Source organism: Gaoshiqia hydrogeniformans (genome assembly GCF_049347105.1).
Taxonomy (GTDB): Bacteria; Bacteroidota; Bacteroidia; order Bacteroidales; family Prolixibacteraceae; genus Gaoshiqia; species Gaoshiqia hydrogeniformans.
Genome location: NZ_CP186334.1, coordinates 5,214,671 through 5,234,479 on the forward strand (window position 1 = coordinate 5,214,671; position 19,809 = coordinate 5,234,479).

The following is a 19,809-nucleotide window of genomic DNA, read 5'->3' on the forward strand; positions in this document are numbered from 1 at the left end:
ACTACCTGAAAAGCAACCGGGCAAGCTGGTGCAAACTGCGGCGCCAGGTATGAAATTCATGGGCTGTTCCTTCCGAAATGTATGAAACGGCGTTGAAATTAGCTTCTTTTAAATCTGACACAGCGTTTTTCACGCCATCGGGACGTTCTTTGCTTCCGCAACTCAGAAAAACGAGTTTCAAATTTGAATGATCTTTAAGCTCTTCAGGCTTAAAAACACCACCGCTAAACAAGCCATAATATGAAAACACATCGGGCTTGTTTAAAGTGACCAGCCGCGTTTCAAAACCTCCCATCGAAAGGCCGGCCATGGCACGGTTTTCCTGATCGGCCAACGTTCTGAAGTTCGCATCAATGTATGGGATCAATTCGTCAACGAGTACCGTCTGAAATGGTTTGATATCGAAATCGCGCAGTCCTCCGAATTTGATTTCGTTGGTCATTCCGTATGTCATTACAATAATAAAGGGCCTGGCTTTTCCTTCGGCAATCAGGTTGTCCATGATGAAGTTGGCACGCCCCTGAACGGGCCACGACGTTTCATTTTCGCAATAGCCGTGCTGAAGGTACAGCACCGGGTACCGTTCCGATGATGCTTTATCGTAACCGGGAGGCGTGTAAACATAAGCCCTCCGATCAGTTTTGGTACTTTCCGAAGGAAAATAAATTTCATGAACATGGCCATGCGGAACCTCTTTCATGGCAAAAATATCCTGATCATCGGAAGGTACTTCAATGCCGCTTCCCCAACGGCAGGCGCCGAAAAAGAAAAGGCTGCCGGGATCGGGCACCGAAGCACCGTCGATATTCAACTGGTAATAGTGAAAACCTATATCCTGCGGTGCGGACTCGCCTGTCCAAAGCCCGTTTTCGTCTTTCACCAAATCGTACTTCACCCCGCCAATGTCAAGCTGGACATAATTGGCATCGGGCGCAAGAATTTGAGTGCGTACGCGACCTTCAGAATTCACCTGAGGATACGCGCTGCCCGGTTGGTTAACCGAAGATGGTTTAAAGTCTTCAACTACCTGTGCATTTGCTTTTAACGGACATATCGAGAAAACATATGACACTGAAAATAAACAAATTAATATAAGTTTTTTCATTTTGATTGAATATTGGTTTGCTATTTTTAGGTTTAACATGTAGCATACATTGAAAACGCATTATTCAATGATCACACTTAAATGTTTCAAATCTTTCGCATCGGAACTATTTCCGTACAAAACTTCGTATTCGCCGGGCGTTACAGCCATTTGACGTTGAGTCCAGTCGTAGAACTCAAACGATGCGGGCGTAAGTTCAATGGTGGCTGTTTCCGATTTTCCGGCTGCCAATTCCATGCGTTGAAATCCACGTAAGGTTTTGAGCGGCCCTTCCAGGTCGTTCATCTTTCGGATATAAACCTGTACAATTTCGGTTCCGTCGCGTTTGCCCGTGTTTTTTACAGGAATGGTCAACTTCACATTTTCATTGGCTTTGATGTTTGTTTTGCTGATGCTTGCATTTCCTATTTCGAACGTGGTGTAACTCAAGCCAAAACCGAATGGAAACAGATAGTCGGTTGTGTATCGATAGGTGCGCCCTTTCATCGAATAATCTTCGAAATCGCCCAGATTATCGGAATTTTTGTAAAAGGTGACGGGCAGTTTTCCGGCCGGGTTGTAATCGCCAAACAGCACATCAGCCACGGCTTGTCCGCCCATTTCGCCCCCATACCAGGCCTGAAGGATGGCATCGCAACTTTCGGTTTCGGGCGCCAAAGCGATGGCCGAACCTGAGCAGTTTACAAAAATCACTTTCTTCCCGGCTTCTTTTAAGGCTTTCAGGCAATTGCGCTGAACTGCAGGTAGCTCAATGTTGGTACGGTCGCCCCCTTTGAATCCGGGATACGAAACGGGCATTTCCTCGCCTTCGAGCTTACCCGAAAGGCCGCCCACAAACACCACGGTTTCGATGCCTTTCAATTTATTAATCAGAGCCGTATAATCAACATCCACCTCTTTTCCGAAGTCAATTTCGATGTTGGCTTGCCAGTTGTTGAGTTGGGCATAACGCATTTCAATTTTGTACTTTTTACCAGCTTCAACTTTTAAAGGCATACGTGCCGGAAGAGTTCGCCAGTTGTTGTAACGTTGCAATGATTCACCATTGACAATCAACTCGAAATAACCGGTTGCCCCACCTTTAAACACCAACTCTTCTGATGTTTTGGGCGTAAATTCGGCCTCGAACAAAGCCGAAAAACCTTCAAGCTTCACGCCCGAAGCAAACTCGTGCTGCCCGGCTGTAGTTTTCTTTATCGCACTTGTAATTTGCTGTGAGACAACAGAATTCCCCTCGCGAGACGGGTTGTTCCAATAGGTGGCTTTGAAGCCGGGTTTACCTTCGAACGACAGTTGTGAAAAATAGCTCTGCGTCACTTTGTCCTCAACCAGGTCGCAGCCTTTGTCATAGATGATTTTATTTTCAGAAATTTTCGATTTGATGCCATTCAAAATAGAAATTGTTTGAATGGGTGTGCCGTTGTAATTGCCCCACAACATCTCCTCGTCGTTGGCATTGGGGCCAATCACTGCAATCTTTTTCGACGATTTCGACAGTGGCAGAATATTGTTGTTATTTTGAAGCAGCGTCATACTTTGTTGCGCCATTTTGCAGGCCAACTGTTTGTGTTTGTCGCAGTTCAACACCGAAGCGGGAATTTGCGCCCAAGGCACAATGGCATCATCGTCGAAATCGCCCAATTCGAAACGGCCTATCAAGATGCGCATCAGGCTTTTGTCGATGTCTTCTACGTTAATCAGTCCTTTTTCAACACCTTCGGGAAGGGTTTTGTACGGATAATTTTCCCACACACATTCCACGTCAGTGCCTGCCAACACTCCTTTGGAGGCTGCATGAACCGGCGTTGACGATACGTTGTGCGTTGTGTAAAAGTCGGTGATGGCACCACAGTCCGACACCACAATGTGTTTGAAGCCCCACTCGTCGCGCAGGATGCGTTGCAGCAAACGGGCGCTGCCACAGCAAGGCTCGTCGTCCAATCGCTGGTAGGCGCACATTACCTGACGCACATCGGCCTCTTGCACCAATGCTTTGAAGGCAGGCAAGTAGGTTTCGTTGAACAAGCGTGGGTTCACATTGTTGAGGTTCAGCTCGTGGCGGCTCCATTCGGGACCGGAGTGTACGGCGTAATGTTTCGCGCAGGCCAGCAACTTTCGGTATTTGCCGTCGGCAGGGCCCTGCAACCCTTTTACCACCTGAATACCCATGCGCGAGGTAAGGTAAGGGTCTTCGCCATAAGTTTCCTGGCCACGGCCCCAACGCGGGTCGCGGAAAATATTCACATTGGGCGTCCACACCGAAAGGCTGAGGAAGCGTTTGTTCTCGTTGCCGCGGCGCAAATGCTGATGGTATTTGGCACGCCCTTCGTCGGACGCTGCATCGAAAATATGGTAAACCAGTTCATCGTTGAATGATGCTGCCATGCCAATGGGTTCGGGGAACACGGTGACGCTGTCATTATTGGCATAGCCGTGCAACGCTTCGCTCCACCAGTTGAACTTGCCGATTCCCAAACGGGGAACGGCATCGCTTTGGTCGCACATCAGCGAGGCTTTCTCTTCCATGGTCAACCTCGAAAGGAGGTCTTTGGCACGTTCTTCAAAACTGAGAGCCGGGTCTTGGAAGGGATATTGTTGAGCAGAAGCATTTACGGTACAAAGCATGCACAATAAAAAAAACAGCCCTCGTGTTATGCAGAAAAAACTTGTTCTCATGTTTAGCATTGAGCATCGAATTATTTAAACAGCAGTTGGGCAAAATTGTACAGGCCATCTTTCCAGACGTTGAAATCGTGATGCCCGTCCGGAATTATTTGATAGACATGAGGAACCCGGTTTGCCTGCAAATAGTCATGGGTGCGGCTGCTAAACCGGATCAGGTTATCCTGGTCGCCGCATGAAATATATATCAATTTCAGTTGCTTCTTCGCTTCATCAGGATTGGGCACCAGTTCTTCAGGCGTTTTGGTATTGGGCGCCGAAGAAAAACCACCCACCCAGGCAAACTTATCAGGATTACCGAAGCCGAAGTTGAGCGACTGCCCGCCCCCCATCGATAAACCGGCAATGGCGCGCTGTTCGCGGTCATTGATTACCGGATAATTTTGTTCAACGAAAGGAATCAGGTCATCAAGCAGGTCTTTTTCAAATGTGGCAAAAGCTTCCACTTTTTCTTTATCAAAAACATTTCCGCCAGCCCGGTCGTCCTTCATCGCACGGCCGTTGGGCATGACCACGATCATCGGCACCGCTTGTTTATCGGCATAAAGATTATCGAGGATCACCTGGGGCTGGCCGCCATTGAGCCATTCTTTTTCGTCGCCCCCAATACCATGTAATAAATAAAGTACCGGGTATTTTTCAGTTTTCGAGAAACCTGGTGGTGTATAAACAAGCGCTTTTCGTTTATTCCCAACAGTTTTTGAGATATAAACGATGGTGTCGATTTTCCCATGTGAAATACCTTCGCGAAGCATATCGAAGCCTTGAGGGGCTTGTTTGACTTCGCCCTGCGAATAAGCCGTCAGGCCAAACAGCAAAAGAAAAAAAGCGAAAAAAACGATTTGTTTCATAGCTACTTTAAGTTAGTTTTATTGTAATACACAAATATCATCCGGCACATACAAGCAATGAGTGCAAATATCATGTATAAAATCCGATTGTTCATACCCTTCACAACTAACAGACTGTAAGTACCTGAACAAAACGAACCCTAAGGTTATTCAGTGTAAAGTTAGGGCCTTAACGTATCGATGAGTTTCAATTTTAGATATATGATTTTTAAGTTTAGATAATTGCACCCTTGATGTCTGATATCTGAAAAGAATATCCGTCAGAAACAGAATACCTCATTATTCAAAGCTTTAGAAATTCAGCACGTACTTCCTATTTAATAAGATCAAGTACCGCATTCACCAGAACCAGATATTCGGCAGAGCCGCCGATGGTAACTTCATTTTCACCCCATAAAAAAGGCCAGTCATCTTTGTTTTCGGGAAAGTCCGGTTTGAGCAGCAACAAGCCCGGGACTATTCCCCCCGCAATGGTCGTAAAATCAGCCCGGTTATTTCCGTAGGCAACCTTTTTGGAGCGGGTTCCCACGGCATTGACAAATGAAATGTTTGAATAAGGATGGCAACCAAAAATAAAGTTTAGCCCTCGGAAAACATGTTCCTGATCAATAATCTCAGGAAAAGCCTTGTGCGCGTAATAGCCGGTAATGGCCGCGTTAACAATCATCCCGCTTCCACCCCAACCACTGCGCGATATCGGCAAACCATAGGGATTATCTTTTTTCACTTCCGCTATCGATTCTTTGTATTTAATGATATAACTCTCCAATTTAGCCTTGTACGCATCTTCCATGTACGGTATTGCCTTCAATGCCGGATTAAGGCTTCTGCCCGCAAAAAACATTTGACCAAAATCGTGCCCCTGTCCGGATTGATCAAGCATGGTCCATATCTTTCCTTCAAACCGGTCTAAATATTTCTTGTCTTTCGTAGCAAGGTACAACTGAAGTACCGTGTTCAAATCTGCACTTCCGGCCATCAATCTCATCCAGGGTTCATCAGAATCATTGCCGGGATTCTTCATCGTTTCATCAGCTTCTTCCAACAGTTTTTTTGCATAAATCAGGCACTTGCCAGCAAGTTCATCGTTATAGCCCTTCAATGCCCTGCTTGCCGCGGCCAGGCTTGCTGCGGTCCGGTAATCCAAAAAGGAACTGCGGTTGGTAAACGCCCAGCGATCGTCGGGGGTGCCGCTCGATACGCCATCAGTTTCGTACGGCTCCAGATTTGGATTATACGGAAGGTTATCCGTTTCGGTGGAAGCATCTCCCAGGTGATGGTATTGGTGTAGTTTCGGGACGATAATTCCGCGGACCGGATGACCGATATTTTCCACCTGTGCAACCAGGTTCAGAACGCCATGTTCAATTTGCTGTAAAATATCGGGGTGTCCGTCGGGGCGATGAATATCAACATAACGGGTTTTCTGATCGATGTATGTTTGATCACGTTGCACGTTAAATTCCTCCCATAGTTCTACAAAACTGGAAATAACGCTGTTGTGCGAACCGGTCTGAATATCGAAGTCACCGGCATCGAACCATCCGCCAACGGCCATTCCGGGAATTCGTTCCAAAGGCTTGTATTTCGTATCAGTTGTCGGGCCCTGCGAATATCCGTCGAAATGCTGATGGTTTGTTGGCGCCTGTAAACAATCATCTTTGTATGGCTCGCCATGCCAGACACGATAGGCTTCGTTTACCTGCATGTGGTCCATTTGAACAGGGAACCAGACATCGAGGGTCGGGTGCCAGGTTTCGGCGTACACATTCGGCCCAATCGGGAAGATATTCGTTTTCTGATCACCATACCAAATACAATAGATTCCAGTTTCTGTTACGGCACTGAAATCAAATTTCGCATAGTTGTAGCGCAGGTAATCACCCCATTCAACCACTTCGCCTTTAAACACTTCAACATATCGCCCATCTTCGGTGACTTTAACAATTGATGCCGTTTTCGCGGGAATATCGTTTTTATCCAGTTCAATAACAGCGATCTTTTCCTGCTGAGGCACATAGCCCACCTGCGAGAATCCGATAACCGGCTTTCGTATCCAATCCGGGATGGCATTAGGTTCGATGTACCAGGTCAGTACCTGGCCTGTTTTCCCGGCCGGAAGCAAACTTCGGGCAACAAACCATCCGTTTTGTGCCAAGCTACGCCCGTCAAACAGGTTGACAACATCGTCCGACTGGATTTTAACGTAACGCTCCGGATCCTCAGGGGCCAAAACAATCGTACTACCCGATGCAAGGGGCAAAGGCACGATGAACTCTTCACGTTCCCGGTTGTCAAAGGTTATATGGCCTTCAAACTGTTGTATTTTTTTACTCGCCGGCTCAACTTTCGTATTTCCGGAAGGGTATTTTGGAAATAAACCAGGCTTGCCGTCCACCAGGTAAGTCTTTTCAAAATAAGAAGCCGGGAGGAATTCAAGGTTAAAACCCGCTTTCCCTTCAAGCGCCATCGGAAGTGGTTTATCCAGAAAAACACTGATCTCTACCCCGCTTCCCTTGGAGGTAACACCAATTATTGAATTAAAATCGAACTCTTCGTATCTCAATTCAACCCGGATTGTATGGTTTGCCCTATCAATAGTACGATTAACAAGCGAAGGAACCAGGTCCCATTGTTCCGGCGTATCCTGCAGCCGGATCGCTCCTCCGGTCGAAGTTCTTACTCCGTGATGAATAATTTCGATGCCGGCCGTTTTCTCGTCGAAAAACATACCGTTATACTCGTTACTGAATACCAGCACATTCAAACCTTTGGTTTCAAAATATTCCAAATCGTTCAATTGTAGTTTCTGGCCGTAGGTACTACCCGACAGCAACAATAAAGCGGATAGAACAGCGATTACAATTCCTTTCAAAGGGGTTGTGATTGTTTTAAACAGATCAGCGCAATAATCTCCCGTTTTTTTATACTTGTTCATGGTTTTTTCTTTTTCCGGTTCAGACATAATGGTTTAGTTATGAACATGGTTGTTTTTGAAGACAACATGTATGTAAAACGAAAACTTCCGGCAGAAACAGCGTGGGCACCATCATAACATCAAGTAGAGTTTACCAGGATATTATGCCAGGAGGTGTTTATGGCAAAAATATTCCGGTAGACAGAAGGAATTTCTAATCTACCGGAAATTTAATATTCACTGCCAAAATTAATTTCTACAATTAATACTTATGTCGATACCTGTACTTGCCGTAGCTTCGTCAAATGCAGTTTATTTCTTAACACGCTTATTTATAAGCGTCGTTTTGATCGCACAGTGGGTTTTTCAACAACTCTTCCGTAGGAATAGGCATGTCCATCTTGGCAAGATTGAAATCAAAAGTACGATAAGTATTCCATGAATCTTTATCGCCTTGAGAACCTACTCCTTTAGGATAGTTCCGGGCAATGTGATCTTCGATAAACCCGGACCGGATCAAATCCGGAGCCAGGCACCATTCTGTATTAAACTCCTTACGGCGTTCCATACCCAACGCGACCAACCAAACCGGTGACGTAAAACCTTTATCAGTTTTTACTTGTGTATAATAAGTCTTTGCATCAGGGACCGTTACTGTGGTTTCATTGAAAGGAAGGGGATATTCGGTAAGCTCAGGTGCGTTATAATATGCGGCTATCTGCTGATAATAAGGAAGATAAGCAGCAGTCAATATGCTTTTTTTACCAACTTCCAAATTACCGAACGCACGGTCGCGGATATCGTTGATAATACCCCAGGCGGTTGCGTCATTTTCTCCATTTAAATGGAACAGGCATTCTGCGTAGTCAAACAAAACATTCGCGTAACGTTTGTAATAAATTTGTTGAGGCCCCCACATGGCCGTCCAGTCAGCACGGCAGGTACGCCAGGTTTTCAGGCTCCAGATTGCAGGAGCTAACTCACCGCTTTGTGAGAATTTGTAATGGGAAGTCGATAAGTCGGCCACCACGATACTTTGCTGCAAATATGGATTGTACCCATAGTTTGTGGCGGATTTCCATTCAGGGGTCATATTTGGCACAGCGCCGATAACGCCTGAAGCATCACGACGTTTGTCTCCCGGTTCGTACGAACTCCACCATTCCCATGAAAGGTAGAGCGTGCCCCATCCGCCAACTGCCGGACAAGCGGTAAAATAGGTGTGCCAGGTATGGGCATCAGTCAGGTTATTCCAACTGTTCCATTGAGAACCTTCGTCAAGAACTTCTTCCCAAATAGATTCTTTTGTCCAGACTGCTCCCGGGTCCCACAAGGTCGTAAATGACGGGTTCAGTTCGTATTTCCCGCTGTTAATCACTTCTAAAAGAGCGTTAGCTGCCAATTGATAATTTTCTGCGGCCACTTCCGGGACCCGATATGCTTTCCACATATAGGCCTCGCCCAGGTAGGATAATGCAAAACCTTTGGTACAACGCCCGTATTCTCCGTTCAATGGTTCCCATTCGAGTTCGTCAACTGCCACTTTTAAATCTTCAATGATAAAATCCCACATTTCTGCATAATCTTTTGCCCGGGCCTTTGCCGGCGTATTGGAATAAGTTTCGCCCGTTTCCAGCATAGGTACGCGCCCAAAAGCTTTTGCGAGCCACATATAAAAGAATGCACGGATACACCTGCCCTGACCGTCAAGCGAAACTTTTAGGGCAGGAGTAATATTCTCTGCAGCTTCCAGACCGGCAAGAAAGTCGTTACAGGTTGTGATTGCCTTATAAGCATGCGTCCATCCGGTTAACAGTTCAGCGCTACCGGCATTCCAGTTTTGCGTGTTCCAATCTTTGTCCCATCCGGTAGCCTGGGTATCCATAGTCGGGTGACAACCTATAAACAAATTTGGTTTGATCCCCCAGTCTCCATCAGCATCGGAATTTCCGTCACCATCAATGTCCCCGCATGGCAGCATTAAATCGTAGCAACCAATAAGGCCAGCTTTGGCATCTGCGTCTGTTAAAAACATTTGATTGGCATCCAAAATACAGGGAAATCGCTTTTAAACTTTGAGTACTTTTTCTCTGTAATCGTCTTTCAGTGCAGCAAAGAGCCTTTTCTTTTTTTTGGATGCTTTAAGTGATGGTTCCTTTTCGAGCAAGGCCAGGGCAATTTTGGCAATAATATTAAAGTTCCTCGCTGAGTAATCCTTCTTTTTTAATAAGTTATCCTCGTTGAATACCACGTCCAAAGACCAGTGCAGGTTATTTTCTACTGCCCAATGAGAACGGATAGCCTGGTTTAGTTTTGCCGGGTCTGGTTTCAGGGAGGTAATGTAATACCTGGTTTCTTCACTGGTTTGCCCTGTTTGTTTAATATACCGTTCGCTCTTGATTTGTACCACCGACCGTATCCCCTCCCATTGTTCTTTCTCGTCCATAAAGTCCAGCTTCCCGGTGGCACGGCATGTCCTGGTTTCAACTCTTCCATGTCCGGCATCAATTGTCTGGTCCTGGGTGCAATCTTTCTGGATACGGAATATTTTCTCAACCTGTTCTTTGAGTTCCTTTTGATTGTCTTTCACCATTAAAATGTAGTCGGCTTTTTGCCCGATGATCTTGCGGGCAATTTCTTTTTGGCACCCCATCGCGTCAATGGTAACGATGCACCCTTTGATGGCAAGTAGTTCAAGCAACTGTGGAATGGCCACAATTTCATTTTCTTTCTGGTCAACCCCAACCTGGCCCAGGCATAAACGGCTTTGTGCGGCATAGGCAGAAACCACATGCACTGCTGATTTGGGTATACCCAACCGGCCTGAACCGCAAATGCTTTTCCCGTCAAATGCAATAACCTCCCCTTTGGTCAGATCAGAAATAGAGTTGACCCAGGCCATGAAACATTCATTAAAACGCACCGGGTCCAACCGGCAGAAAAGCTTCCCGAGAACATCATGGGACGGTATTCCGTGCTTGTAGGGAAAAAAACGCCGGAGCCACTCCAGCTTCGCCTTGCCAAACAACTGGATAGAGACCCATTCTTCTGCACCGCTGATCACAGCAGCAATAACAAGAAAAAGTATCTCGTCGAGCGGGTAATAAAAATGGCCTTTGTTTGTTCTGCGGGGATCTTCCAAGGTAGAGAAAAATTGTTGGAAAACATTTTGTTTAGTACGATTTTCTGCGTTTTGAACAGTCATTTTTTTGACGAAACCCAAAACCGTGATAAATATAGTAATAATTATTCAAGCTATGAAGAACATTAATATTTTAAAAGCGATTTCCCTGATCCAAAATAGAATAACGATCGACATTCAAAAAATCTTCGTTATTGCAGGAGTTTGTTCCTAAAAACAACAACATAATGGCCAGTGCCCATAATATCTTTGATACTTTTTTCATAATATTTCGTTTTTAAGTGCAAGGGTTAAAACTGAATATTCAATCCAAATGAATAAACACGCGGATAAGGATACCGGCCTGTATCCAGACCTGTATAAAGTACACTTCCCTGTCCGGCTTCGGGGTCGCCATATTTGTTATAACTTGAGAAACAGGCTAAATTCTGAATAGAAAAATAGACACGCGCACTTTCAAGGCGCAGCGGGTTTAGCATCATTTTATTAAAGTTATAACCAATCTGGATGGTGCTGATTTTCAAGAAGTCACCATTCTTAACCCACTTATCAGAGGCCGCCATATTGTAATTCTTGTCTAAAATTGACAACCTGGAAAGCGTAGTACTGTGATTTGTTTCAGTCCATGCCTGTTCTGCGGCCTCTTTCAAGATGTTTGGAGTCGTGCCGTTATCTGTCTGAACCATATTCGAGAGTGTCATCGCGGCGTAAGAATTAATTTTTTGGCCTATTACACCGTAAGAGTAAACTGAGAAATCCCAATTTTTATACGAAGTGTTCAAATTCAAACCAAAATTTACTTTCGGGAAACCATGACCTAAAATGGTCTTATCATGTTCATCAATAAAACCATCATTATTAAGATCCTTGTACTTAAAGTCGCCGGCAGTAGTTTCTGCATATTGGTACTGAGCATGCCCCGCTTCTACGGCAGCAGCGTTGGCAGCACTGACCTCACCCGGAGATTGGAATACTCCTTCGACCACGTAACCGTAGAAGGAACCAACCGCGTAGCCTTCGCGACAAATGGAGTGACCGGTCCAGTGTACGCCGGCATCAGCGCCAATAGCACCTACGTTGGAACCATCATTAGTGGTACCGGTGTTTGAATTAAACAAATCTGCACCCATTTTTATAACTTTGTTTTTCAGGCTGGAACCTGTCAATGTGCCGCCAATACTCCAATCCCGATTAATCCGTCTGTTATAATTTACGCTTAATTCAATACCGTTATTTCTGATTTCACCGTAGTTGGTATATACTTCGGTATAACCAGCCGAAGGACGTATAGCCCGGTACAACAATAAATCTTTGGATGTCCGGATAAAATAATCGGCAGTTATATTCAAGCTGTTGTCAAACAATCCCAAATCAATACCGATATTGCTTTGTTCATTTGTTTCCCATTTCAGGTTAGTATCTACCAATAGTTTAACTGTACCGTTAGCCGTTTGGCGTGTTGTACCTAAACCTGCGCCTCCACCTTGGGGATAAAAATAATATGCAATCGTATTTGAAGTCAATCCTGCAACAGCTTTAGCTCCTTCATTTCCCGAGTTACCCGTCTGTCCCCAGCCAAGGCGAAGTTTCAGATTGCTGATATTAGTATTGCTTTTCAGAAAATCTTCTTCTGAAATACGCCAGGCTAAAGCAGCTGAGGGGAAAGTACCCCAACGGTTACCCGAACCAAAATTGGAAGATCCGTCACGGCGAATAGTCGCTGTTACAATATAACGATCCATTAAACTATAAGAAGCACGCCCGAAGTAGGATATTCCGCGAACTTCATCGTCGTAATAGCCGTCGCCGGTTTTTGAATCAATATCGTTTGTCAGGCTAATTTTCCGGATGTTTTCTCCGGGAAAACCAACAGCAGAAGCTGAAACATAAGTCCCGAAAAATTTGCTGACCGAATTACCTGCCATTAATGTCAGGTTATGAACGTCATTGATCCAATTATAGGTTAAATAAGTTTCAAGGGCAAGCGTGTTATATTGGTGTTGGTTAATTTCCAAATGGGTACGGGTATCATAGTTGGTCAAAACTACCTGTGTCACTCCATCCGGCTCGTAACGTTGTTTGTTACCGTAAAAATTTTGATAGCCGCTTGTTGAATAATTATAGGATGCTATCGATTTAATGTTTAAACCCTTATACAACTTTATATCAGCATAAGCGCTGGTCAGTACCCGGTTATTTCTGCTCAAACCATTATTTTCCATCTGTTCAGCATAAACATTGTCGCTCAACCCCCCGTCGTACTGACCTAAAGAACTTTGCATAGGGACACCGTAAGTTCCGTTATCGTTTATTACGTTAGGGCTCACATGCTTCCCGGTTGCAGGATCTATATAATCCATGGTTGGGCATATAAAAGCCAAATCCCGGAGTGAAGAAAGGTTTCCGTTGTTGCCCCAACCTACATTACTACCGTGGTTTTCAGAATTTACAAAACTGATGTCTCCGCCAATTTGTAGAAAATCAGCCACTTTAGTCACTACATTGGCACGTGCGGTCAATCGTTGGTAATTCGAATTGATAATAATGCCGTCATTATTCAAATAACTCAATGAAAAGTTGGCTTGAGTCTTTTCTGTACCTCCTGAAGCCGAAAGATTATATTGTTGTTTTAGGGAAACGCGGGTCAATTCCTTTTGCCAATCAATATCTTTTCTTTTACCATCGTATTGTTCGGCAAAAATCTGATTTGCCAGGGTGGCCCCGTCATTTTCGCGGGCAACACGTATATTTTTTGCGTATTGATCTACATCGCAAACATCCAATGTTTTGGATAAAGTTTGTACACCATAATCTACCGAAAAAGTAATGTGTGCCTTACCGGCCTTTCCGTGTTTGGTTGTAATCATAATCACGCCGTTAGCCCCTGCTGAACCGTAAATAGCAGTAGCCGAAGCATCTTTTAATATTTCAATGCTTTCGATATCACTGGGATTAAGAAAATTTGCATTATCACCGACCTGTACGCCATCAATTACATACAGTGGTTTGGCGCTGCCGTTAATCGTTGCAACACCGCGAATACGAATGGCTGCATTTGCATCCGGGGCGCCGTCTTGTGCTGTAACCAATACACCCGCGGCTTGTCCTTTTAGACCTTCCAAAATGTTTGTCGGAGCTTTTCGAAGCATATCTCTCGTGTTAACCGAAGCAACTGATCCGGTAATATCGCTCCTCTTAACCGTACCATAACCTACGGCCACCACCTCTTCAAGGCCAATGGTTTCTTCGACCATCACGACATTGATGACCGTTCCGCCGGCAACCGGCACTTCCTGTATTTTCATTCCTACAAATGAAAACTGCAATGTCGCGTTAGCAAGTACACCAGATAAATTATACCTCCCGTCCGAATCGGTAATCGTGCCTGTATTGGTGCCTAATATCACCACAGTCACGCCAGGCAAGGGAAAACCAGATGAATCGGTCACACGACCGGAAACAGAATGTTGTTGCTGGCGGTTCGCATAATCATACCCGCTCTCTTTTTTTACCAAAATCTGGTCCCTGACAATTACAAACGACAGCCCGGTTTGTTCCCGAATGAGCAAAAGAATATCTTCCAGTAACATACTGTTACTACTTAGAGATACTGTTCTCTCAATATCCAGGACATCACCGCTATAGAAGAAAGTCAATCCGGTTTGGCTCTCAATATCGTTCAGAACCTCCTTGATTGCTGCCTCTTTGAAGTCCACTTTCAACCTTGTTTGCTGTGAATATACACTTGCGGAAAGTTGTGTGGTGAAAAACAACACAAAAAAGCATATAAACTTCATCTTAAATAATAGTTTAGTGAGATGATCCTTAAATAAGGACTCCCTCAATTCACATTTTTTTTTCATAAATTTGAACTGTTTAAATAGTTACTTTTTAGTAATTTGATTATCAGTGGCGGGAAATGGGCGAACATTTTCCGCCATTTTTTATTTTATAGTTATTAATCTCTTCGTGTTATCTATTTCGAAACTAAACTTTACCGGAGCTGTTTCTTTGATCAGGTTTAGAATTTCCTGGAGCTCCTCGTGTGGCTTAAATTGTCCGGTATACCTGATTTTCTTATACATTTCACCGGCAATCTCAATCCGGACATCAAACTTTCGTTCCAGAATCTTCCGTATTTCGCCAAGGTTCAGATCTTCTATTACAATGATATCTTCCGACCACAGAAATGATTTCTGCAAATCAGCCACATGAATGTCGGATCTCTCCGATTCCATGTTATAGCTGAATCTTTCGCCCGAACGTATTTCAAATTCCTGGCTACCGGCAAGAATGGTTACTGCCCCCGAATGCAATGTCAAACTGTTAACTGCATCTTCTTTATAAGAATTCAGGTTGAAGGAAGTTCCGGTCACCTTAACATTAAATCGAGGCGCTTCCACGATGAACGGGGTTTTCTTGTCCTTTGCAACCTCAAAAAAAGCTTCTCCGGCTAAAAAAACCTGCCGCGTTTTTTTCGAAAAGGTGGTAGGATACTTCAGCGTTGTTCCCGAATTTAAAAAAACGTTGGTCCCGTCAGATAATCGAATTTGGGCTTTTTCGCCGTAGGGTACGATTACCTCATTAAATGCTGTGGTATGTTGAATTTCTTGCACCAGATAATTGGCATAAAATCCTGAAAGGACTGCAAGAACCAAAAGTGCCGCAATTTTAAGCCAACCCGGAATGCCAATCTTCTGTATCCTTTCCTGCCTTACCTGCGGCTTGATCCGTTTCTTCAATTTATCCCAGGCTAAGGCGGTGTTTTCCGAAATAGGCTGCGTAAACTCTTCATTACCGACATATGCCTTAAACTTCCGGTAATTTTCTCCGGATGAATTTATCCAATCCGACAACTGCGTTTCCTCCCGCTTTGACAGGTTTCCTCTAAGGTAGCCATCAAATAAATCTGTTTCATTTCGAGAATAAGTGCTCATAATATTGGTGACTGCTTTTAAGTAATACAATTCAGCCACCAAATACCGACCCCTGTTTTGAAAATATTATTTTGGAAACTCGTTGATCAGGTCAAGGACTGCAATAGCAATCAAATAATGTGCAGATAAATGGGTCTTCAGTTTTTCCAATGCTCTTGTAATGTGTTTCTCAACCGTACGGACAGAGATTTTCAGGATTTCCGCTATTTCAGCATTCTTTAAGCCGTCAACCCGGGAAAGCCGGAATATCGTTTGTGTCTGCCCGGGAAGTTGCTGCATAATTTTTTCAATTTCATGCCGGACTTCATTAAAAATAGTCTGATGGAAGGGATCGCTGAAAAAATCAGCATAGTACAGTTTTTCTTCCTTTGCTGTGTCTTCCAGTCCGGCACGATGGCAATCAACAATTCGCTGATGTTTGAGATGATTCAGACATGCATTCCGAGCTAACGTAAAAAGATAAGACTTAAATGTATCTTCTTTAATTGAGTTCCTGTTTATCCAAACCGTAGCGAAAACGTTCTGAACAATATCTTCTGCGATATCGGGTTCTGAAACAAATTTTTTGGAAAAAGCCATTAAACGCGGGAAATACGCTTTAAAAATAAACTCAAACACCCTTTCGTCATCCAGGAAAGATCTGTTCGCAATATTTTTATTTCGTAATATTTCCATAATCCACAAAAATAGGAATTAGTTGCTTCAGTTGAAAAACTAGTTCAAAAGACTAACCGGAATTCACCAAAACCGGTCAAAAAGCATGATCCATAATCACAAATTTGACCTTTGTTAAAAACTGAAAAACAAACGATTAATCCTTTCTGGTGAGTTCGAAGTTAAATAAAAAAAAAGACTCACCGTTTAACTCACCTGAATTGTTCCATATTTTCTGATATGAATTGATATGGCTAAAATCAAAAAAGCCTGTAAATCATTCAATTTACAGGCTTTTGACTCCTTTTGATTTCCCTTTTTGTCGGGATACCAGGATTCGAATGTATTTTCGTTTCGAACTGTATATCAAAAGGTTATAAGACCGCTAAAAAACCAGGTCACCTTATAGTTCACATGCATTAGAACGCATTCATTATGACGAAGTTAAAACAATTTTTCCTAAAAATAAAAGGAAAACGGACATAAATTTTAAAGGGGATATTTTGTCTGAAAAACGAGCATTATTGGTGCTGGTTGACCATCTAAATCTTCATTTTTTTGTAAAATAAATCAATATTTAGTGGGGGATTTGCCTTCAGAAAACGAACATGTGCACGTCTGCACGAACACGGACGAACTTGAGATATCCAAAATGATACTGAAAAGGTAGAGAATGATACCGATAAGCATGAGATTGATACTAAAGATCTAAATTTCAAAATTCATGAAACCGAAAATGATTTGTCCGGAATTATCCCAAATGTCAACCAATTATTTACGATACAATTTGCCAATCCAATCGATTCAATTTTGAAACATAACTTCGTATGGTTTCAAGCATCATCTCAAAATTTGGTGATTCGGCATAAATCATTTGTTCCTGCATCGTTTCATAATCCTTTTTCCATATCTCTAACAAATGTGCAGGCGGAAGAGGATTGATGGTTTGCGGATTATGCAGTTTATAGTTCACCCCCCCAAGTTTGGTAAACAATTGCCGATGGTGCACAATTTCAGCATAGAGCTCTTGATTTGACAGGATCTTCTCTGCAAACGGCGAAGTCGCTAATTTATAAATATCAAATAGATGACGGCTCATTCGGTCAACCCGAATTTTTTCATCGGGACGCTGAAATTCTTCATGCAACAGGAATATTTTTTCCAGAAGGGTCCGTTCCGGATCCACCGTTGGAATCCCAATTGGTTGCTGGGTAAATGTGGCAGTCGGGTAACTTTCATCTAAAAAAGAACTGAATGAGCGAATTGAAAACGGTTCAATAAGCGACCGGCATCCGAGTTCCACTTGCACCCTTGGTCTTAAGTAACCAGGCGTTTAAATGATATTGGGATAATTAACAAGAATGATGACCGGGTCCTGGTCACTCGTTATTATTTCTTCCAGTTCAAGATCGACATCGATTCCTTTGTCCTTGAACCGGGAGCCTAATTTTGGGTAAATTGTCTCTGTTATGTATGTATTAGCAGTCTTACGAAGTTTGGTCCGTTGCTTTTTCCTCAATTCCCCATCGAAGCCATAGAATCTGCGATCAACCGCCAGGTCGATATCTTCAGACATCCGTCCAATTAAGCCCCAGGCTTTGCTTAGAGAAGTGCCCCCTTTAAATACCATGTGTTGCCCAACTTCCATTTCAAAAAGTATGGACAGCGTTTGGACGACCCACCAGTCTTTTTCAACAGCATAGGCTGGTAGGTTCATTTTTTCACCGGCATCGCGGAGAATGTCAGCTTTTTCACCGACAGGGATGTTAAAAAATCTATTCATCAATCGCTTCTTTCATTATTTGTTTGATCCACGCCGGAGCCAGCTTAATATCATGCGTTAAGTGTTGCTGGTCTTCCTGTTTAAGTAACTTGTGAATTTGCTTCAATTCAGTTGAGCCTACTTTGTCCTTTCCTATTTCCCTCAATGCCTGAATCACCAAGGAACTGACCTTACCTTTCGCCATCAGGTTTTTAGGTGTTGTCTTTTTTAGTTTTATAGTCCGTTTTCCCACTTTTATAGTACGTGCTGCACCATCGGTTAAAAATACCAGTTTCAATGGAATTTGGGTGCTTAAACCCAAGGCATGTAAGGCATATACACCCGTTGGAACCAACCTTATTTTATCCCTTTTCGCAATGGCTTGTGCAACCTCTTCGGCTGTGGGCAACACTTCACCAATGTACGGGCTTACTTTAGGGCGAACATAAATGCCATGAGCAACAGATTTAATCAGGCCTTTTTCTTTTAAAGAGTGTAATGCTTTCCTAATAGAATCGTCTGACCCCTTATTGGAAAAATCACCAGCAAACACTAAATGACCTACAGGTCTTGATTTTATTGCTCTTTCTATTTTATATTCAACTCCTTGCATGTAATCTTCTATTCGTATTATTTCACAAATTTAGTAAATATTTGTGAAAATATCTGTCTAAAATATGGTGACATTTGCGACAAAATAAACTACTTGACTGTAAAAAGGGGCACTCGGCCCCAATCGTTCAACCTAAAAGGATTTCCCTTTCCGGCATACACATCTTCATCTGCCGCAGCCGAAAGAAAATTTCGAAATTCCGGTTCTCCGCAATCAGAACATAGCAGCGTGCGGGTTCGTGGCCAGTAATACGCTATAGTGCCACGAGGCAAACGAACCTGGCACTTTTCGCAATAACTTGGATACCGTACAGTAATTTTTCTTGGATCATCTTTGTATCTCATCATCAATACCTCCTATTTGTTTTATTCTGACAACAAACCTCAGAATTGATTAATCTTCAAATGGTTTCATAATGAAAATCGCAGGCGATGGATCATCAAAATCACGCGTTGTTACCAGGGCTTTTAGAGTAACCTCCCGCAACAGCCGGTTCGACCTTTCCGCTACTTTTTCGTTCTGCTCCCAATCACCGGTATCCGGCAGTTGGATCAATAACTTAAGAAGCAGGTGGAAAGAAGATTCCTTCCGGGCGAAAAAGGCAAACATAAACAGGACATCCCATAAACGGCCCGCCTGGTCCTGATAGCCTTCCATTCCTTTGGGGACTTCAATATATTTGTCCCAAACTGCGCGGGTCAGGTAAACCGGATGACGGATCCCAGCTTCTTGGGAAACTTTCTGGTCAACTAGAATCAGATACCCATCATCAACTGCTTGCTTTGTAGAGTAAACTGAAATGGGTTTTAAATTTTTGAAAACATTCATAATAGATCGCTGCTGCCTTGCAGACTTTCCATGGCATCTGGCACGCCGTTAAACTTAAATTTTTGGCGTACTGGCATTGAGCTGTCCCGGATGAGGTCAACGGGGTGCATGTCATTCCGATTGCAACGGAATGAACGCATCCGAAGGATTCCAATGAAATCGGGACCCCTTTAACGTTCCGGGAAGCGAAATAACTTGGTCGAAAATTTGAGTGTAAGAAGCACTCCAAATAACCCCTTAAACAAAGAAGATTAAAAAAATAAGTTGGGTGAAAACAAACAGAAATTGGGTGAAAGAATGGGTGCAAATTGTTACTGA

Annotated in this window: 12 protein-coding genes and 1 pseudogene; all 13 read right to left on the reverse strand. The window is 43.6% G+C overall.

What is annotated here, in order from left to right:
- Position 1 precedes the first annotated feature (1 nt).
- Positions 2-1,105: an alpha/beta hydrolase-fold protein gene (locus tag ACOIT5_RS20720; RefSeq protein ID WP_423128074.1), complete on the reverse strand. Its 1,104-nt coding sequence runs from the start codon at positions 1,103-1,105 to the stop codon at positions 2-4.
- 60 nt (positions 1,106-1,165) lie between these two features.
- Positions 1,166-3,781, reverse strand: a complete 2,616-nt coding sequence (gene xyl3A / locus ACOIT5_RS20725; protein WP_423128075.1) for a xylan 1,4-beta-xylosidase — start codon at positions 3,779-3,781, stop codon at positions 1,166-1,168.
- 20 nt (positions 3,782-3,801) lie between these two features.
- Positions 3,802-4,638 carry an alpha/beta hydrolase gene (locus ACOIT5_RS20730; protein ID WP_423128076.1) on the reverse strand — a complete coding sequence of 279 codons (837 nt, stop codon included), beginning with the start codon at positions 4,636-4,638 and terminating at the stop codon, positions 3,802-3,804.
- A 313-nt stretch (positions 4,639-4,951) separates the two neighbouring features.
- Positions 4,952-7,576: a glycoside hydrolase family 9 protein gene (locus ACOIT5_RS20735; protein ID WP_423128077.1), complete on the reverse strand. Its 2,625-nt coding sequence runs from the start codon at positions 7,574-7,576 to the stop codon at positions 4,952-4,954.
- 307 nt (positions 7,577-7,883) lie between these two features.
- Positions 7,884-9,590: a RagB/SusD family nutrient uptake outer membrane protein gene (locus ACOIT5_RS20740; protein WP_423128078.1), complete on the reverse strand. Its 1,707-nt coding sequence runs from the start codon at positions 9,588-9,590 to the stop codon at positions 7,884-7,886.
- Between the two features lie 33 nt (positions 9,591-9,623).
- The gene (locus tag ACOIT5_RS20745; protein ID WP_423126340.1) at positions 9,624-10,760 is read right to left on the reverse strand and encodes an ISAs1 family transposase; all 1,137 of its coding nucleotides are present in this window, start codon (positions 10,758-10,760) and stop codon (positions 9,624-9,626) included.
- Between the two features lie 70 nt (positions 10,761-10,830).
- Entirely contained in the window at positions 10,831-10,962 is a 132-nt protein-coding gene (locus ACOIT5_RS20750; protein ID WP_423128079.1) for a hypothetical protein, read from the reverse strand.
- 25 nt (positions 10,963-10,987) lie between these two features.
- Positions 10,988-14,413 carry a TonB-dependent receptor gene (locus ACOIT5_RS20755; protein ID WP_423128080.1) on the reverse strand — a complete coding sequence of 1,142 codons (3,426 nt, stop codon included), beginning with the start codon at positions 14,411-14,413 and terminating at the stop codon, positions 10,988-10,990.
- 228 nt (positions 14,414-14,641) lie between these two features.
- Positions 14,642-15,634, reverse strand: coding sequence for a FecR family protein (locus ACOIT5_RS20760; RefSeq protein ID WP_423128081.1), 993 nt, complete (start codon positions 15,632-15,634; stop codon positions 14,642-14,644).
- Positions 15,635-15,700: 66 nt separating this feature from the next.
- Positions 15,701-16,309, reverse strand: a complete 609-nt coding sequence (locus ACOIT5_RS20765) for an RNA polymerase sigma-70 factor (RefSeq protein WP_423128082.1) — start codon at positions 16,307-16,309, stop codon at positions 15,701-15,703.
- Positions 16,310-17,063: 754 nt separating this feature from the next.
- Positions 17,064-18,071, reverse strand: a pseudogene (locus ACOIT5_RS20770) (nucleotidyl transferase AbiEii/AbiGii toxin family protein).
- Positions 18,064-18,663 carry a DUF6088 family protein gene (locus ACOIT5_RS20775; RefSeq protein ID WP_423128083.1) on the reverse strand — a complete coding sequence of 200 codons (600 nt, stop codon included), beginning with the start codon at positions 18,661-18,663 and terminating at the stop codon, positions 18,064-18,066. The pseudogene ACOIT5_RS20770 and the gene ACOIT5_RS20775 overlap by 8 nt, the downstream one beginning before the upstream one ends.
- 393 nt (positions 18,664-19,056) lie before the next feature.
- Entirely contained in the window at positions 19,057-19,491 is a 435-nt protein-coding gene (locus ACOIT5_RS20780; protein WP_423128084.1) for a DUF6573 family protein, read from the reverse strand.
- Between the last annotated feature and the right edge of the window lie 318 nt (positions 19,492-19,809).

What these genes read in the sequence shown, in the direction of transcription:
- ACOIT5_RS20720 (WP_423128074.1), bottom strand. Translation starts at nt 1,105, where the DNA reads ATGAAAAAACTTATATTAATTTGTTTATTTTCAGTGTCATATGTTTTC.
- xyl3A (WP_423128075.1), bottom strand. Translation starts at nt 3,781, where the DNA reads ATGAGAACAAGTTTTTTCTGCATAACACGAGGGCTGTTTTTTTTATTG.
- ACOIT5_RS20730 (WP_423128076.1), bottom strand. Translation starts at nt 4,638, where the DNA reads ATGAAACAAATCGTTTTTTTCGCTTTTTTTCTTTTGCTGTTTGGCCTG.
- ACOIT5_RS20735 (WP_423128077.1), bottom strand. Translation starts at nt 7,576, where the DNA reads ATGAACAAGTATAAAAAAACGGGAGATTATTGCGCTGATCTGTTTAAA.
- ACOIT5_RS20740 (WP_423128078.1), bottom strand. Translation starts at nt 9,590, where the DNA reads ATGTTTTTAACAGACGCAGATGCCAAAGCTGGCCTTATTGGTTGCTAC.
- ACOIT5_RS20745 (WP_423126340.1), bottom strand. Translation starts at nt 10,760, where the DNA reads ATGACTGTTCAAAACGCAGAAAATCGTACTAAACAAAATGTTTTCCAA.
- ACOIT5_RS20750 (WP_423128079.1), bottom strand. Translation starts at nt 10,962, where the DNA reads ATGAAAAAAGTATCAAAGATATTATGGGCACTGGCCATTATGTTGTTG.
- ACOIT5_RS20760 (WP_423128081.1), bottom strand. Translation starts at nt 15,634, where the DNA reads ATGAGCACTTATTCTCGAAATGAAACAGATTTATTTGATGGCTACCTT.
- ACOIT5_RS20765 (WP_423128082.1), bottom strand. Translation starts at nt 16,309, where the DNA reads ATGGAAATATTACGAAATAAAAATATTGCGAACAGATCTTTCCTGGAT.
- ACOIT5_RS20775 (WP_423128083.1), bottom strand. Translation starts at nt 18,663, where the DNA reads ATGCAAGGAGTTGAATATAAAATAGAAAGAGCAATAAAATCAAGACCT.
- ACOIT5_RS20780 (WP_423128084.1), bottom strand. Translation starts at nt 19,491, where the DNA reads ATGAATGTTTTCAAAAATTTAAAACCCATTTCAGTTTACTCTACAAAG.